We start from the raw sequence: 16,963 nt of genomic DNA, 5'->3' as shown, positions 1-16,963 counted from the left end.
GTTCACCCTCGGCCCCGATCCGTCCGGGGTACCACCGCACGTTCGCGCGGTCCCCGCCTCCTCACGCCTGCGCCGAGCGGTCGTCGCGGGCCGCGCCCGGCCGTCAGCGACCGAGCAGGGCAGTGAGCGCACCGACCGGGTCCCGGTCGGGTGTGCCCCGGGGCCACCAGTCGTCCCGCCCGGGATCGGACTCGTAGCCGTACCACAAGCCGTCGCGCCCCAGGCGTAGTTGCAGCGACGGGGTGGAGAGCCGGTTGCGCCAGGGGCGGAAATGGGGGTGGTCGGCCGCGGCCAGCGCGGGACGGGCCCGGTCGAAGGGCCCGGCCGGTGGGTCCCACGACTCTTCCAGAACGGTCAGGCCGGCGAGGCCGCCCTGGCGCCAGCCGGCCACGGCACGGGCCAGCTCGGTCGGCGTACGTCCGGTGGCCCGGGCCAGCGCGGTGTACAGGGCCCTGGTCGTCGCGGTGAGACCGGAGCCTGGTTGGGCGGCGGCCAACCTCACGGCGTCCTGCCAGGGGCTCAGGCCGCCGATCGGGTCCTGACCGGTGCGCAGGGTGGCGTGGGCGCGGGCCGCGGCTTCGGTGGCCAGGAGGTCGAGGGCGAGCGGATCGGGGGCACCGGCTGCATGCGGGTAGACCGGCGGGCGTCCGGGGTGGTCGGGAACGGGCAACGGTGGAGGGAGCGCGGGCCGCGGCCTCGCGGCGAGGGCGTCCCGGGCGGGCACCGACGCGAGGGCCCGGGGGTCGCCGGCCGCGGGCGCCGTGGCGGCACCCGCGGCCGGCGGGCGCGGCCGAGCCGCGTGGCGCCGGGTCAGTTCGGCGAGGATCTCCTGCTCCCCCCGGCCGCGCAGGAGGAACAGCACGAACGGGTCTTCGTCGAGGATCCTGGCCGTCTGGTAGCAGAGTGCGGCGGCGTGCTTGCAGGGCAGGCCGTCGTCCGGGCACGAGCAGTCGGGGATCAGATCCCCGGGAGCCGGCAGCAGTTCGGCGGTGGCGGCCAGGGTCTGCGGGACGTCCTTGTCGAGCAGGGCCGCGATGTGGTCGGGGCGGGCGGCTGCCGCTCCGAGAAGGTCGTCCCAGCCGGCGTCGTCGAGGGTGCGCAACCGGATCTCCGCGCGGTACGGGCGCGCCCTGGAGCCGTGGACGTACGCCGTGACCCGGCCCGGGGTGACGGTGATCGCGTCGACCCGGCCCCGCCCGGCATAGGCGCGGCCGCGCGCGAGGCGCGCCGGATCGAGGGCGGTGTCCTCCAGCGCGTCCACCCATGCGTTGCCCCACCACGAGGCGGCGAAGGAGATCTCGCCCGGGCGGGGGGCGAGCGCCGGGAACGTGCGCCGTCGGGCCTCGGCACGACGCCGGGTGTCACGGCGGAGCCGGTCGGTTCGGCGGTCCCGCCCGGGCTGCGGTGGCTTCATGACGGCCTCCGCAGGGCGACGAGGTCGGCCAACTCACGGTCGGTGAGCTCGGTCAGCGCCGCCTCGCCTGATCCGAGCACCGCGTCCGCGAGCGCCCGCTTGGTGCCGAGCATGTCCGCGATGCGGTCCTCGACGGTGCCTTCCGCGATGAGGCGGTGGACCTGGACCGGCCGGGTCTGGCCGATGCGGTAGGCCCGATCGGTCGCCTGGTCCTCCACCGCCGGGTTCCACCACCGGTCGTAGTGGACGACATGACCGGCGCGCGTCAGGTTGAGTCCCGTCCCCGCGGCCTTCAGGGACAGGACGAAGACGGGCACCTCGCCGGACTGGAAGCGGTCCACCATCCGGTCGCGCTCGGCCACGGGCGTGGCGCCGTGCAGCAGCTGTGACGGGACCGCCCGGGCGGTGAGGTGGGCGGAGATGAGCCGCGCCATCGCCACGTACTGGGTGAAGACCAACACCGCCCCGTCTTCCGCGTGGATCGTGTCGAGCAGTTCGTCAAGCAAAACCAACTTGCCCGAGCGGGCGGCCAGGCGGGAGGCGTCCTCCTTCAGGTACTGCGCGGGGTGGTTGCAGATCTGCTTGAGCGAGGTGAGCAGCTTCATGATCAGGCCGCGGCGCGCCATGCCTTCCGCGTCCTCGATCCGCGCCATCGTCTCCCGGACGACCGCCTCGTACAGCGACGCCTGCTCCCGGGTGAGCGGCACGGGGTGGTCGGATTCGGTCTTGGGCGGAAGCTCGGGCACGATGCCCGGGTCGCTCTTCCTGCGGCGCAGCAGGAAGGGGCGGACGAGACGGGAGAGCCGCTCGACGGCTGCCTCGTTGTCGACGTGTTCGTGGTTCTCCACGGCGCGCGCGTGGCGGGCCCGGAACGACTTCAGCGGGCCGAGCAGGCCGGGGGTGGTCCAGTCGAGGAGGGCCCAGAGCTCGGAGAGGTTGTTCTCCACGGGGGTACCGGTCAGCGCGACGCGCGCAGGCGCGGGGATGGTGCGCAGGGCCTTGGCGGTCGCGGAGAACGGGTTCTTGACGTGCTGGGCCTCGTCGGCGACCACCATGGCCCAGTCGTGTGCGGACAACCGGGCCGCGCTCGTGCGCATCGTGCCGTAGGTGGTGAGGACGAAGCCGCCGGTGGCACCCTCTGCGGCACGGATCCCGTCGAGGGTGCGCTCGGAGCCGTGGAAGCGGTGCACGGGCACGCCGGGCGCGAAACGGGCGATCTCCCGCTGCCAGTTGCCGAGGAGTGAGGTCGGGCACACCACGAGGGTGGGCGCACGGCGGGCCCGGTGCAGGTGGAGCGCGATCACCGTGACCGTCTTCCCGAGGCCCATGTCGTCGGCGAGGCAGCCCCCGAGCCCGAGCGAGGTCATCAGGTCCAGCCAGGCCAGCCCCTTGAGCTGGTAGTCGCGCAAGGTGGCGTCGAGGCCGGACGGCGGGGCGGGCACCGCCGGCGGGCTGGTGAGGCGATCGCGGAGGGCGGCCAGCGCACCCTCCGGGACCGCATCGACCGTTTCTCCGTCCACCTCCGCGGCTCCCGTGAGCGCCACGGCGAGCGCGTCGACCGGCTCCAGGAGCCCCAATTCCCGCTTGCGCGCCTTGCGCACCAGGTCGGGATCGACCACGACCCACTGGTCACGCAGCCGCACGACGGGGCGGTGGGCCTCCGCGAGCACGTCCATCTCCTGTGGGGTGAGCGGATCGCCGTCGAGGGCGAGCTGCCAGTCGAACCTGAGGAGCTCACCGCTGTCGAAGAAGGCCGTGCCGTCCGTGGCGGAGCCCGGCGCGGACCTGCGGACCACCGCGGACGCGGTGAGCGTACGGGCGAGCTCCCTCGGCCAGTGCACGGCGACCCCGACACCGCCCAGACGGCCGGCGGCCTCGCCCAGCAGCTCGTACAGCTCCTCCTCGGCCAGCGGCAGCACGTCGGGGACCTCGCGCTCCAGCAGCCTGCCGAGCGGGAGCCAGACCCGAGCCGCCCGGCGCAGGGCGAGCACGGTGTCGACACGGGCGCGGGGCCCGAGCCGCCCCTCGCCCTCCCCCGACCAGAGGCCCGCCGCGTCCACGACGAGCGCCGGGTCGGCCAGGCTGTGCACCTGGACGAGGACGGCCCCGGCCGGCTGCTCCCCGCCGTCGGGCTCCTCCCGGTCGAACAGGTCGAACCCGGAGAGGTCGAGGCGGAGCGAGATCCTCACGCCCGCGTCCATGCCCGCCGCGGCCTCGGCCGCCCATTCCGCGGCATCCGGCAGGTGCTGCGGCGCCAGCGCGGCGAACGGACGGCCGACCGCGTGCTCCGCCGCCGGAGTGCGGGGCAGGGTGTCGGCGACCGCGTCCAGGAACGATCTGATCAGCGCCTCGGGGTCGGGCAACTGCAGGGGGCGCCGGTCCGGGAGTGCGGTGGCGTGCGCTTCGGGCGGCATGGCGGCGGCGATCGACCGCACATGGGCGATGTCCTCGGCGTCCAGCGGCCCCGCCCGCCAGGTGTCGTGGCCGGCCGGGGTGAGGCCGGGAAGCAGCCGCCCGCGCGCCAGGATCTGGAGGGCGTGCTGTGCGGCCGCGCCCCAGCAGGCTGCGGCGGGGTGCGCGGCGGCGTCCCGCCGCGCGTGCAGCAACAGCGGCACCGCGTCGGCGACGGACAGCAGCACGGCGGGGACGGTGCGGCTGCGGATCACGGCACCGTGTCGGCGTACGACGGTGATCTCACCGGCCTCCTGGGACCTCCCCGGCGGCCATCCTCCCGCGCCGTCGTCCCCCGCTCCCGGTTCGCGCACAGCGGGCAGCGGCTCGCCCTCCGGGCTCCAGAAGGCGACCCTTCCTTCGCGCGGCAGCTCGGCCGGGAGGAACACGGCGGCACGGGTGTGCGGCATGCGCGAATCCCCTCCCTTCCGGCGGGGTCGTGCCGCGGTGCTCCTGTCGCGCCGCGGGTGGCCATGGTTCACGACCTTACGGGCGGGCACTGACACTCGGTTCCGGTGGCCGGGGCTCGGGCCCTGACTGACGCGCTGCCGGGCTGTCTCCGCGTTGCTCTGTCCGGTCGCCGGGACCTGTCCTCATGGCTCCGGCCGGGCGGAACAACGCCTCCGCCCAGGGGCGCCGCTGGCACACCGGGCGGGCGCGGAGGTGATCGGCCGCGCCGGGGTGGTGCCCGGTACACGCCCGCGGGACCACGATGGGGCGCCGTCCACATCCGGGGAGGCAGCCGGGGAACGCCCCGGCCAAGACCCGATGCCCCCACGGCTCGCGCCCGGCGCGGGGCGCGCGTCAGCCGGGCGGGCCGCGGCGCCGGCCACGGCACGGTACGCCCACCAACGGCTCCCACCGGGCCCGTCAAGGCACCCGGACGGGCCGGGAGCAGGTCCCCGCCGCAGTGGCAGAGCCCATCCCGGGCCCGCCCGGTGCAATCACCAGGCCGCTCCCACCGGAGCATTCCCCCGACGGCCGCTACCGCGGTGCGTCGCCCAGCGACTCGTGGCCGCCGTGCGCGGGATCGCTCAGCGCCGCCGGGCTCTCGGGCACCACCGGCACCGGCCCGTGCGGCATGACGGGCATCGTCGTGTTGGGCACCGGCGCGTTCGTCAGCGACGGCTTGACGGCGTGCTCCTCGAGTCGCGTCTCGGGCTGGTCCTGGCCCCGGCCGTGTTCCAGGAAGCGCAACAGCTCCACCGGGATGGGCAGCACCAGCGTGGAGTTCTTCTCGGCGGCCACCGCCATCACCGTCTGCAGCAGTCGCAGTTGCAGGGCCGAGGGTGTGTCGGCCATCTGGGCCGCCGCCTCGGCGAGCTTCTTCGACGCCTGGAGTTCCGCGTCCGCGTTGATGACCCGAGCCCTGCGCTCCCGGTCGGCCTCGGCCTGCCGCGCCATGGAGCGCTTCATCGTCTCCGGCAGCGAGACGTCCTTGATCTCGACCCGGTCGACGCTGACGCCCCATCCGAGGGCCGGGCTGTCGATCATGAGCTCGAGACCCTGGTTGAGCTTCTCCCGGTTGGACAGGAGGTCGTCGAGCTCGCTCTTGCCGATGATCGACCGCAGCGACGTCTGCGCCATCTGGGAGACCGCGAAACGGTAGTCCTCGACCCTCACGAGCGCGTCGGCCGCGTCCACGACTTTGAAGTAGACGACGGCGTCCACCCGGACCGTGACGTTGTCCCTGGTGATGCCTTCCTGGGCGGGCACCGGCATGGTCACGATCTGCATGTTCACCTTGTGCATCCGGTCCACGACGGGAATGATCATGGTGAATCCCGGCCCCCGCACACGGTCGCGCAGCCGCCCGAGACGGAAGACCACACCGCGTTCGTACTGCTTGATGACCTTCGCCGCGGCAATTCCGTAGACCACGCAGGCCGACGCCGCCGCCACACCCGCCACCACAAGATCCTCGACCATCACGGCACCCCCTGCCGTCCGCTTCGGGCCCCCGATCCACGGTATTCCTGTCGCGACGCGCGGTCGAGCGTCCGGATCCGTCCCGTTCGCCCGACGTCCCGGACCTCCCGCGGGAGCGGGCTACCGGGCCCGGGCACGGAGGCGCTCCGGCCACCGGGGCCGCACGAGGTGGGGACGGCCGGCGGTCCCCTGGGCGGGCGCGCACGGGGTGCCGTACCACCGGATGTCCGGCAGGGTGGCGAGCACGAGTCCGGAACCACAGACGAGGACCAGTCATGTCCGACCAGAGTCACCGGCGCACCCGCACCACGGCCGGGGCAGTGCTCCTGATCCTCAGCGTCGCGGGCTGTTCCGGCCTCGGTCGGAACGCGGTGGGCACGATCACCTACGAGACCGAGGGGAAGCGGGTCGTCACGATCTCCAACCCCGGGGTGAACGGGTGCCACCGCCTCGCTCCGGCGGGCGCGCACAGGATCGAGAACGCCACGCTGATCGACATCATCGCCTACCCGACACCCGACTGCACCGGCGGTGACAGCGCGTACATCCCGACGACGCTCTTCGACAACATCGCCCCCGGCGCACCGCCGTGGCGCAGCTACTCGCTCGTCCACTGACCCGCCTGCGCCCTGCCGGGTGAAGGTCGCGCCCGGGCAGGCGGCGGACGGACGGGCCACTTCCGGGCAATCCCGCGCGAGGTCACGGCCCGTGGCAGGGGACACCGCCCGCCGCGCAGCCACGGCCGACGGGTGGCGCCCGTATCGTCCGTCGGTGTGCGATTCGGCCCTTCCAGCGGCGCGGGCCCGCTGAACGACACACGGGCGTGTCAGGCTTCCAGCGCCCGGCCCGAGCACCCGGAGGACCCGGGTCCCGCCGGCCACCGCACCATCCCTGAACGGCGAAGGAGCAGTCGTGTCCCATCGTCCGAAGGCCGCCGTCGGCCTGGCCACCATCGCTCTCGCACTCTCAACGGTCCTGTCGGGGACCGCCGACGCCGCCCCGTCCCACAGCACCGGATACCCGAGGTTCACCTACGAGGGGGTGTACCCCGACCGCACTCCCTGCAGCGGCGGCTTCCGGCTGGTCCACAGCACCAGCGCGAACGTCAACGGCCGCACGATCAGCCTCAAGTACTACTACTCGGGCGGCTGTGGGTCGTTCGCCCGCATCGACAACGCCCCGCAGGGCTGCTACGCGTGGCTCGACCGCACGCCGTACGTCCCCAGCGGCACCCCGACCAGTTGGGACTGGGTCCGGGAGAGCGTCGACCCCGGCATCACCTACGCGTACACGCAGATCGGGAACAACCTGAACGGACGGCTCTCGCGCGCCGCACTGGTGTGCGGTACGACGGTCTACGCCCGCACCGCCTGGTACTAGCCCGGCCACCCGCGGCCACGGTGCTCCGCCCCCGGTATTGCTCGCGGGCGGTGCACGTCGGTGTGTGCGGTCGGACCCCCGCTCGTCCGCGCACACGTCCTCCGGGGCGCCCCCGGAGCCCGACGCTCCCTTCCCACCGGGCCCGGCGGCGCGTGCCCGGCCCGCCGGCGGTCGTCGCACCCGGCTCGGACGGGCGGTCCGGTACCACTCGCGTCACCCCGGCCGGCTGATCGACCGGAGACGGGGTACATGCTGGAGTGGAAGAGGCGATGGTCATGCGCACTGGGAGTGAACCGGCGACTGCGCGCAGCCCCCTGCGGCTGCGGTTCTGGCTGAGTGTCTGGGGTCTGCTCTGGGCCGCGGCGGGCACGGCGGTGTTCGCGCTCGCCGAGCGCCCGGGCTGGGCGATCGCCTCTGCGGTCCTCTGCCTGATCGCCTCGGCCGATCTGATGATCGTGGTGCACCGGCTCCACCAGGGGCCCCATTGGCAGCCCGGCCGGGACGTACCTCCGTACCAACCGGACCGGGGGGACAACAGGAGCCCCCGCAGCTAGCCGGCGTCCGATGCACGTCCGGGGCGCCCGGCAGCGCGGCGCAGCGGGGCTGTGCCACCGCACACCGGGCGCTCGTTCGAGACGCGACGAGCGACCCCGGCGGCCGTGGTGGGCGCGGCGTCGGTCAGGACTCGAACCGGGCGGCTTCGAGGTACTCGGGCTTGGGGTCGAGGGCCGCGGCGAGCCGGAAGTGGCGCAGTGCCTCGGCCGGGCGGTTGGAGCGCTCGTAGGTGCGGGCGAGGGCGAAGTGGGCGTAGGCGTTGTCGGGTTCGCGTTCCACGATCAGTCGGAACTCCCGCTCGGCGGAGCGGAGCATGGCCGCCGCGAAGTAGGCGCGGGCGCGCAGCAGGCGGGCCGCGAAGCTCTCCGGGTGGGCCGCGATGACGGAGTCGAGCAGCTTCACGGCACCGCGCGGATCCCTCGCCGCGAGCAGTCGCTCCGCCGCGCGGAAGTCGATGACGTGGGTCTCCGGGTTGGTCTCGGGCACGCTCGCATCCTTCCCCTCGGCGCGCGGATTCAACGTGCCGCGCCGTTCCGGTATTCCGGTCGTCGTACCGCACGGACGGCGAACGTGTCCGGAAGGGTACTCGGCGATCGCCCGGCTCCCGGCCGAGTGCCGTCGACCATCGCCGGTCGGCGACGGTGACCCGCCCCGCATGGACGCCTCCCGTGGCCGTCCGTCGGCGGCCGCGGGGCCCGGGACGACGGACCCGCCGGAGCAGGAGGGGCGACGACGTCGGACATCGGACGCCGGCCCCGCCGCGTCCGCGACCCGCGGAAGTCCCGAACGCGCGGCCATGCCCCTGCGGGAAGCGGGCGCCGCGGGGCCCGGCTGCGCAGCGGGTGCCCGACGGTCCTAGCTCGAGGCGCGCGCCGAGAGGTCCTCCCAGATCCTGCGCACCTGTGTCTCCAGCGCCTCCAGGGGACCGTCGTTGTCGATGACGAGGTCGGCGACGGCACGTCGCTGCTCGCGCGTCGCCTGCGCGGCCATACGCGCCCGTGCCTCCTCCTCGGTCATTCCGCGCTGCCGTACGAGGCGTTCCAGCTGGGTTTCCGGCGCCGCGTCCACCACCACGACCACGTCGTAGAGCGGGGCCAGATGGTTCTCGGTGAGAAGCGGCACATCGTGGATCACCACCGAATCCGGCCCCGCCGCGGCTTCGAGTTCCGCCGATCGCGCCCCGACCAGCGGGTGCACGATCGCGTTGAGCCGCGCCAGCCGATCTGCGTCGGCGAAGACGATGGCTCCCAGCTTCGGTCGGTCCAGGGTCCCGTCCCCGGTGAGGACCTCCGGGCCGAAGGCCTCGACAACGGCGTCGAGCCCGGGCGTCCCGGGCTCGACGACCTCTCGGGCGATCTTGTCCGCGTCGATCAGCACGGCTCCGTACGACACGAACAGCCGGGACACTTCGCTTTTGCCGGCACCGATTCCGCCGGTCAGGCCCACCTTCAGCATGAGCGGAAGCTTAGGGGGACGCCGGGCGGGCCTATGCCTCGCCCTCCCGCTCGGCGAGGAACCGCTCGAACTCGCGGCCGATCTCCTCGGCGGACGGGAGGTCGACCGGCTCGGCGACGAGGCTGCCCCTGGTATCGGCGCCGGCGATGGCGTCGTACTGGTGCTCGAGGCCCTGCACCAGGGAGACCAGTTCTTCGTCTCCCTCGCCGATCTGCCGCTCGATCTCGGTCTGAGTGCGCTGCGCCTGGGCGCGCAGGGCGTGCGCGATGCCGGGGACCACCAGTCCGGTCGCGGCGGTGATGGCTTCGAGAGCGGTGAGCGCGGCGTCCGGGTAGGCGGAGCGCGCAACGTAGTGGGGAACGTGCGCGGCCACGCCGAGGACGTCGTGACCGGCCTGCATGAGCCGGTACTCGACGAGGGACTCGGCGCTTCCCGGGACCTGGGCCTCGTCGAAGGGGCTGCGGTGACCGGGCATCAGGTCCGTGCGGTTGCCGTGCGGCGTGATGCCGACGGGGCGCGTGTGCGGCACGCCCATGGGGATGCCGTGGAAGTTCACCGACAGGCGCACGCCGAGCCGTTCGACCACCTGCCGCACCGCGACGGCGAAACGCTCCCACTCGACATCGGGTTCGGGACCTGACAGCAGCAGGAACGGGGCGCCCGTTGCGTCCTGGACCAGCCGCACTTCCAGCGCCGGAGTCTCGTAGTCCGCCCAACGGTCGCGGCGGAACGTCAACAACGGGCGGCGGGCCCGGTAGTCAACGAGCCTGTCGTGGTCGAAGCGGGCCACCACTTGGTGCGGCAGGCCGTCCAGCAGCCGCTCGACGATCTGGCCGCCGGCTTCGCCCGCGTCGATGTACCCCTCGAAGTGGTAGAGCATGACGAGGCCGGCCGACTCCTGCGCGAGCGCCATGTCGACAACGGCCAGGCCCTTCGGCTCCCATGCGTACAAACCCTGCGGATCAAGCACGATTCCCGCTCCTCCTCGTCTTCATCTGGGCCAACGCGAGAAGGGGCGCGGGCATTCCCGGAAGGCACGGGCGAGTTGGCGGCCGATACGCGGCGCAGGGGCAAGCCGACGCTCGGCGATGCCGTTCGCCTGTCCCACCGGGTGTCCCCCGCGGCCCGGTACCGCGCGACCACGGCGTTCGCCGCGACAAGCCGGACGGCGTGCCGTCCCCCTCGGCCCCGGTCGCCTCGGCAACACGACCGGCACATGCGCCGAGGCCCGCCTCCCACGGTGGGGAGGCGGGCCTCGGCTACGAACTACTGCCTAGCGGCGAGCGGTCAGCTCTGGCCGCCGGCCAGCTTCTCGCGCAGGGCGGCGAGGGCCTCGTCCGACGCCAGGGCGCCGGAGTTGTCGTCCGACTCCGAGGAGTACGAACCACCGGTGGCACCGGCGGCGGCCGGAGCGGCCTGGCCACCCTCGGCAGCGGCGGCCTCGTCGGCCTCGCGGCTCTTGATGACCTGCGCCTGGTGCTGCTCGAAGCGCTGCTGCGCCTCGGCGTACTGGCGCTCCCACTCCTCGCGCTGCTTCTCGAACCCGTCGAGCCAGTCGTTGGTCTCGGGGTCGAAGCCCTCGGGGTAGATGTAGTTGCCCTGGTCGTCGTAGGACGCGGCCATGCCGTACAGGGTCGGGTCGAACTCGACCGACGCCGGGTCGGCACCGAAGGACTCGTTGGCCTGCTTCAGGGACAGCGAGATCCGGCGGCGCTCCAGGTCGATGTCGATGACCTTGACGAAGATCTCGTCGTTGACCTGGACGACCTGCTCGGGGATCTCCACGTGGCGCTCGGCCAGCTCGGAGATGTGGACCAGGCCCTCGATGCCCTCGTCCACGCGGACGAACGCACCGAACGGAACCAGCTTGGTGACCTTGCCCGGGACGACCTGGCCGATCTGGTGCGTGCGGGCGAACTGCTGCCACGGGTCTTCCTGCGTCGCCTTCAGCGACAGGGAGACACGCTCGCGGTCCATGTCGACGTCGAGGACCTCGACGGTGACCTCCTGGCCGACCTCGACGACCTCGGACGGGTGGTCGATGTGCTTCCAGGACAGCTCGGAGACGTGGACCAGACCGTCGACGCCACCCAGGTCCACGAAGGCACCGAAGTTGACGATCGAGGACACGACGCCGGAGCGGACCTGACCCTTCTGGAGGGTGGTGAGGAACGTCTGGCGGACCTCGGACTGGGTCTGCTCCAGCCAGGCACGGCGGGACAGGACCACGTTGTTGCGGTTCTTGTCCAGCTCGATGATCTTGGCCTCGAGCTCCTTGCCGACGTACGGCTGGAGGTCGCGGACGCGGCGCATCTCGACCAGGGAGGCCGGGAGGAAGCCGCGGAGGCCGATGTCGAGGATGAGACCACCCTTGACGACCTCGATGACGGTACCGGTGACGATGCCGTCCTCTTCCTTGATCTTCTCGATGGTGCCCCAGGCACGCTCGTACTGGGCGCGCTTCTTCGAGAGGATCAGGCGGCCTTCCTTGTCCTCCTTCTGGAGGACCAGGGCCTCGATCTCGTCACCGACGGCGACGACCTCGTTGGGGTCGACGTCGTGCTTGATCGAGAGCTCGCGGCTCGGGATGACACCTTCGGTCTTGTAACCGATGTCGAGCAGGACCTCGTCCCGGTCGACCTTCACGATGACGCCGTCGACGATGTCGCCGTCGTTGAAGTACTTGATCGTCTCGTCGATCGCGGCGAGGAAAGCTTCCTCGTTACCGATGTCGTTGACCGCAACCTGCGGGGTGGTGGCGGTGGTCTCGGTGCTGCTCGTCATGTGGGAAAGGGCTCCGGTACGGACATTGAAGTCGTAGGTACTGCTACGCCGTGAGCCCGTAATCGCAGCTGAAGAAGCCGGACAGCCAAGGAAGCGCCAACCCGGGAGGAATGGCGCCTCGACAACCGAGGGGACATACAACAGATGCGAGCGCGGCCTGCTCCGTCTGAGGCGCGCAAGCCCGCAGCGCAACCTTTAGCATACGGGGGCGGCAGGGCACGGTCAATGCGCGAAGGCCCCCACCCGGGGCGGAACACCGCATACTCGGCACAACTAAGGTTTGCCGAGGCCATCGTGGCCGCACCTCGCCCTTCCGCGACACGTCGGCGGCGCTTCCGTGCGAGGTTCCAGCAACGTACAACGACGGGCGAGATGATCCAAGAGTACGAACCGGAAGCCACCAGGCGTCACGCCGGCGACACGGAGAGCAGCCGGGCGAGTCGTGGCTGGTGGGACCGGAACGCGGACGAGTACCAGAGCGAGCACGGGTCGTTCCTCGGGGACGACCGCTTCGTCTGGGGGCCCGAAGGCATGGACGAGGCGGACGCCGGACTCCTGGGGCGCGCGGAATCCCTCAGGGGGCGCTCGGTGCTCGAGATCGGTGCGGGTGCAGCGCAGTGCTCCCGTTGGCTCGCGGCGCAGGGGGCGCACCCCGTGGCCCTGGACCTCTCGCACCGGCAGCTCCAGCACGCCCTCAGGATCGGCGGCGACTTCCCGCTCGTGGAGGCCGACGCCGCCGCACTGCCCTTCGCGGACGGTTCGTTCGACCTCGCGTGCTCCGCGTACGGGGCGGTGCCCTTCGTGTCCGATCCCGTGCGGGTGTTCCGCGAGGTGCGGCGGGTCCTGCGGCCCGGCGGCCGCTGGGTCTTCTCCGTGACGCACCCCTTCCGCTGGGCGTTCCCCGACGATCCCGGACCCGAGGGGCTCGGCGTGTCCGCCTCGTACTTCGACCGCACGCCGTACGTCGAGCAGGACGAGCAGGGCCGGGCCGTCTACGTGGAACACCACAGGACGATCGGCGACCGGGTGCGGGACGTCGTGGCGGCCGGTTTCCGGCTCGTGGACCTCGTCGAGCCGGAGTGGCCGTCCTGGAACCGTCAGGAGTGGGGCGGCTGGTCCCCTCTCCGGGGGAACCTGATCCCGGGCACGGCGATCTTCGTCTGCGTGCGGGATTGAGGGACCCCGCACACGGGACGGGGCCGGGCCCCGGAACGGGACGACGGCGCGTCCCCGGCAGGGCCGGACCGAAGGCGACGACATCGAGGGGGCGGAACGTGATCCGCGAAGACGCACTCGCCGGGCTGCCCGTACGCGGCGCCCTGCCCGCCCTGGAGCGAGCCCTGGAGGCGCGCGGGACGGCAGTGCTGTGCGCCCCGCCCGGCACCGGGAAGACGACCCTCGTACCGCTCGCACTCGGCGGGCTGGCCGGCGGCGCTCGCGGGGCGAGCGGCGGTCCCGCGGCAGACCGACGGATCCTGGTCGCCGAACCGCGCCGCATCGCGGCCCGTGCAGCGGCTCGCCGGATGGCGTGGCTGCTCGGGGAACGCGTCGGCGGCCGCGTCGGGTTCACCGTGCGCGGCGAGCGTGCGGTGTCCCGCGAGACGGTCGTCGAGGTGGTCACCACGGGGGTGCTGCTGCAGCGGCTGCAGCGCGACCAGGAGCTGGCCGGAGTGACGACGGTGGTCCTCGACGAGTGCCACGAGCGGCACCTGGACGCCGACACCGTCGCCGCGTTCCTCCTCGACGTACGCGGAACGCTGCGGCCCGAACTGCGGCTGGTCGCGGCGTCCGCGACCACGGACGCAGAGGGGTGGTCCCGGCTGCTCGGGAACGCCCCGGTGGTCGAGGCCGCGGGGGTCGTGCACCCCGTCGACGTGGTGTGGGCCCCGCCCGCCCGTGCAGTACGGCCGCCGCACGGCATGAGGGTGGACCCGGCCCTCATGGTGCACGTGGCGTCGGTGGTCCGGCGGGCGCTGGCCGAGCGCCCGGGTGACGTGCTGTGTTTCCTGCCCGGGGTCGGGGAGATCGCGCGGGTCGCGGGCCTGCTCGGCGAGGTGGATGCCGAGGTCCTGCAGGTGCACGGGCGGGCTCCCGCCGCGGTGCAGGACGCGGTGCTGTCACCTGGCCGGGGCCGCAGAGTGGTCCTGGCGACGTCGGTGGCCGAGTCGTCGCTGACCGTGCCGGGGGTGCGCGTCGTCGTCGATTCGGGGCTCGCCCGTGAGCCGCGCACCGACCACGCACGGGGCCTCGGCTCGCTCACGACGGTGCGCGCTTCGCAGGCGGCCGGGCGCCAGCGGGCGGGCCGGGCCGGCCGCGAGGCCCCGGGCACGGTGTACCGCTGCTGGTCGGAGGCGGAAGACGGACGACTGCCGCGTTTCCCCGCGCCGGAGATCCAGGTCGCGGACCTGACGGCGTTCGCACTGCACGCGGCGTGCTGGGGCGACCCGGACGCTTCCGGTCTCGCCCTGCTCGACCCGCCACCGGCCGGCGCGATGGCCGCGGCCCGCTCGGTCCTCGAGGCCATCGGCGCGGTCGGTCCGTCGGGCACGGTCACGGAACGGGGCGTGCGGATGTCGCGTCTCGGCCTGCACCCCCGGCTCGCCCGCGCCCTGGTGGACGGCGCGCCGGAAGTGGGGACCCGCAGGGCCGCCGAGGTGGTGGCCCTGCTGAGCGAAGAGCCGCCGCGGGAGTACGGCGACGACCTGGCGGCCGCCTGGCGCACGGCACGCCGGGGCGGCGACTCCTACGGCGCGCGCTGGCGCGCGGAGGCGGGTCGCTTGGCGTCGGCCCTGTCCGGGACGTCGTCCGCGCCCACGCCGCCGTCGGCCCGCCCGCCCCGCTCAGGGCGGGCTCCATCGCCCTGCGGACCACCGGACGGCGGTCCCGGTGCCATCGGGGCCGCGACCCCGCCGCCCACGCGCACGGGGGCACCCGCGCCCGGTACCGCCCACCGGGGTCCGGGCGACGGGCTCTCGGACGACACCGTCGCCGGGTTCGTCACGGCACTAGCCTTCCCGGAACGGGTATCCCGCGCCCGGGGCGAGACGGCCTACCTGATGGTCTCGGGGACCGGCGCGGAGCTCGGTGAGGGGTCGCGGCTGCGCACCGCTCCCTGGCTGGCGGTGGCGGTCGCGGACCGCGCGCCTCACGCCGCATCGGCCCGCGTGCGACTCGCGGCCGTCGTGGACGAGGACACCGCCCGCGGTGCCGCCTCGCACCTGCTGTCCCGCGGCGAGGAGGTGCAGTGGGAGGACGGTGACGTCGTCGCCCGGCGGGTGGAACGGCTCGGCGCGGTGGAGCTCGCGGTACGGCCGCTCGTGGAAGCCGGCGCCGGCCTCGTGCGTGCGGCGCTGCTGGAAGGGCTGCGGCGTGAGGGAACCGGGCTGCTCGCCTGGTCCCGGGACGCCGGAGCGCTCCGTCAGCGGCTCGGCTTCCTGCACCGGGTGCTGGGCGAACCGTGGCCGGACGTCTCCGACGGGGCGCTCGTGGCGCGCGCGGACGAGTGGCTCGAGCCGGAGCTCTCCCGTTCCCGGCGCCGGGCGGACCTGGCCCGCATCGACGCGGGTCAGGCGCTGCAACGCCTGCTGCCCTGGGCGACCGGTGACGCGGCCCGGCTGGAGGAGCTCGCCCCGGAGCGCCTCACGGTGCCGAGCGGCTCGCGGATCCGGGTCGACTACGCCGGCGAGCAGCCCGTGCTGGCCGTGAAGCTGCAGGAGTTGTTCGGGCTCCGGGAGACGCCCCGGCTGGCGGGCGTTCCCGTGCTCGTCCACCTGCTGTCCCCCGCGGGGCGCCCCGCCGCCGTGACCGCGGACCTCGCGTCGTTCTGGCAGGAGGGTTACCGGGCCGTGCGGGCGGATTTGCGCGGCCGCTATCCGAAGCATCCCTGGCCGGAGGACCCGATGGCGGCGGAGCCGACGCGCGGGGTCAAGCGCTGATCCTGCGTCCGTGCCGGTCGTCGGCGGCGTCTCCCGGCCCGGGGCCAGGCGAACCGGCTCGGTCAGGCGCCGACCGATCCAGCCTCGGGCTCCGCTGTCGACGCGCGGTGCGGGCGCCGTGCGCGCGCCTCCAGCCACAGGGAGAGCGCCAGCAGGCCACTGCCCAGCACCAGGAAGCTCCTCGGGAGGTAGGAGACCAGCAGCAGCACCAGCACACGGTTGGCCGCCACCAGGTCGACGGTGTGTGCGACGTAGTCCTCGCGCATCTTCACGTGCCCGGCGAAGGCCGTGACCTTGTCCCGGCCGCCGAGCAGGGTGCCCCCGCGCAGTTCCTCCCGGTGGATCTCCTCGCCGTTCACGGGTGCGCCGGTGACCGGCTCGACCCAGAACATGCGCCGGGTCGTGTACCAGCGTGTGGTGCCGGTCTGCTGTTCCAGGGTCGTGGCGTCGATGCCGGGTATCGGCATCTTCTTGGGGTAGGGCACCTTGGTCCAGGGGATCGTCTGCTCGAAGTAGTAGACCTCCAGGCCGCGGAAGGTCCTGGTCCCCTGGTAGCGGATGGGGGCGGAGGTTCGCGTCTGGGCGTCGAAGTACTCGTAGTCCCGCTTCTCGGTCAGGAAGGGCCACTTGAACTCGATGCCGTCGCGCCGCACCGCGTCGCCGTCGACGGATTCGCCGGCGGCGTGCACCGGCGCCTGCGTGTGCGCGTCGAAGATGTAGCGCTCGGGGATCTGGGAGACCAGCTTCCCGTCGGGGCCCTGGACGTGGGAGAGCGAGTCCCAGACGACGACGTCCCGGCCCGCGTCGCGCTCGATCTTCTCCGACTCCTCGACGTTCCCCTTCAGGGTCTGCACGATGGTGACCCCGGCCACCTGCTTCGCCTGCATGGTGTCGTACTGCAGCAGGATCGCGGGCTTGGCCTCCAGGACCACCTCCTGGTACTGGTCCGCGGGGATCTTCGCCAGCCTGGGGAAGGCGTACCAGCGCAGCACCGGTGCGAGTGCGGCGAAGAAGACGGCGAAGGCCAGGAGCACGAGGCTGGCTGGGCGACGCATGGCGG

At 73.2% G+C, this 16,963-nt stretch carries 13 protein-coding genes; 5 read left to right on the top strand and 8 right to left on the bottom strand.

The features are described from left to right. Nucleotides 1-103: 103 nt before the first annotated feature. The 3 genes from ACFXOM_RS05395 to ACFXOM_RS05385 all read right to left on the bottom strand — a co-directional run bounded on the left by ACFXOM_RS05395 (nucleotide 104) and on the right by ACFXOM_RS05385 (nucleotide 5,794). On the bottom strand, nucleotides 104-1,414 hold the full coding sequence (locus ACFXOM_RS05395) for an SWIM zinc finger family protein (protein WP_384944797.1): 1,311 nt from the start codon (nucleotides 1,412-1,414) through the stop codon (nucleotides 104-106). After that, a complete protein-coding gene (locus tag ACFXOM_RS05390) occupies nucleotides 1,411-4,275 on the bottom strand; it encodes a DEAD/DEAH box helicase (RefSeq protein ID WP_385036997.1) in 2,865 nt (954 codons plus the stop codon). The genes ACFXOM_RS05395 and ACFXOM_RS05390 overlap by 4 nt, the downstream gene beginning before the upstream one ends. 574 nt (nucleotides 4,276-4,849) lie before the next feature. Then, nucleotides 4,850-5,794: a slipin family protein gene (locus tag ACFXOM_RS05385; protein WP_384929722.1), complete on the bottom strand. Its 945-nt coding sequence runs from the start codon at nucleotides 5,792-5,794 to the stop codon at nucleotides 4,850-4,852. Between the two features lie 275 nt (nucleotides 5,795-6,069). On the opposite strand from ACFXOM_RS05385, the gene ACFXOM_RS05380 reads away from it, so the two are divergent. The 3 genes from ACFXOM_RS05380 (at nucleotide 6,070) to ACFXOM_RS05370 (ending at nucleotide 7,728) form a co-directional block, all read left to right on the top strand. Beyond that, complete coding sequence (locus ACFXOM_RS05380) at nucleotides 6,070-6,411, top strand: hypothetical protein (protein ID WP_384929725.1); 342 nt, start codon at nucleotides 6,070-6,072, stop codon at nucleotides 6,409-6,411. Between the two features lie 295 nt (nucleotides 6,412-6,706). Continuing rightward, nucleotides 6,707-7,174, top strand: coding sequence for a hypothetical protein (locus tag ACFXOM_RS05375; RefSeq protein WP_385036994.1), 468 nt, complete (start codon nucleotides 6,707-6,709; stop codon nucleotides 7,172-7,174). 275 nt (nucleotides 7,175-7,449) lie between these two features. Then, nucleotides 7,450-7,728: a DUF6343 family protein gene (locus ACFXOM_RS05370; protein WP_385036991.1), complete on the top strand. Its 279-nt coding sequence runs from the start codon at nucleotides 7,450-7,452 to the stop codon at nucleotides 7,726-7,728. A 124-nt stretch (nucleotides 7,729-7,852) separates the two neighbouring features. Here ACFXOM_RS05370 and ACFXOM_RS05365 read toward each other — a convergent pair whose 3' ends face one another. The 4 genes from ACFXOM_RS05365 to rpsA all read right to left on the bottom strand — a co-directional run bounded on the left by ACFXOM_RS05365 (nucleotide 7,853) and on the right by rpsA (nucleotide 11,968). Further along, nucleotides 7,853-8,215 (bottom strand): tetratricopeptide repeat protein, encoded by a 363-nt coding sequence (locus ACFXOM_RS05365; protein ID WP_384929731.1) that lies wholly within the window; start codon nucleotides 8,213-8,215, stop codon nucleotides 7,853-7,855. Between the two features lie 369 nt (nucleotides 8,216-8,584). After that, entirely contained in the window at nucleotides 8,585-9,184 is a 600-nt protein-coding gene (gene coaE / locus ACFXOM_RS05360; RefSeq protein WP_385036988.1) for a dephospho-CoA kinase, read from the bottom strand. A 31-nt stretch (nucleotides 9,185-9,215) separates the two neighbouring features. Then, nucleotides 9,216-10,154 carry a PAC2 family protein gene (locus ACFXOM_RS05355; RefSeq protein WP_384929737.1) on the bottom strand — a complete coding sequence of 313 codons (939 nt, stop codon included), beginning with the start codon at nucleotides 10,152-10,154 and terminating at the stop codon, nucleotides 9,216-9,218. Nucleotides 10,155-10,471: 317 nt separating this feature from the next. Further along, nucleotides 10,472-11,968 (bottom strand): 30S ribosomal protein S1, encoded by a 1,497-nt coding sequence (gene rpsA / locus ACFXOM_RS05350; RefSeq protein ID WP_384929741.1) that lies wholly within the window; start codon nucleotides 11,966-11,968, stop codon nucleotides 10,472-10,474. A 372-nt stretch (nucleotides 11,969-12,340) separates the two neighbouring features. Here rpsA and ACFXOM_RS05345 point away from each other — a divergent pair, with 372 nt between their 5' ends. Then, entirely contained in the window at nucleotides 12,341-13,144 is an 804-nt protein-coding gene (locus tag ACFXOM_RS05345) for a class I SAM-dependent methyltransferase (RefSeq protein WP_384929743.1), read from the top strand. 98 nt (nucleotides 13,145-13,242) lie between these two features. After that, nucleotides 13,243-15,903 (top strand): ATP-dependent RNA helicase, encoded by a 2,661-nt coding sequence (locus ACFXOM_RS05340; protein ID WP_384944236.1) that lies wholly within the window; start codon nucleotides 13,243-13,245, stop codon nucleotides 15,901-15,903. Between the two features lie 62 nt (nucleotides 15,904-15,965). Here the strand turns inward: ACFXOM_RS05340 and ACFXOM_RS05335 are convergent, their stop codons facing one another. Then, nucleotides 15,966-16,958 carry a DUF3068 domain-containing protein gene (locus tag ACFXOM_RS05335; RefSeq protein ID WP_384929749.1) on the bottom strand — a complete coding sequence of 331 codons (993 nt, stop codon included), beginning with the start codon at nucleotides 16,956-16,958 and terminating at the stop codon, nucleotides 15,966-15,968. Nucleotides 16,959-16,963: the final 5 nt, after the last annotated feature.

Source organism: Streptomyces sp. NPDC059169, from assembly GCF_042755225.1.
Taxonomy (GTDB): domain Bacteria; phylum Actinomycetota; class Actinomycetes; order Streptomycetales; family Streptomycetaceae; genus Streptomyces.
This window is presented reverse-complemented; position numbering and strand designations above follow the sequence as displayed.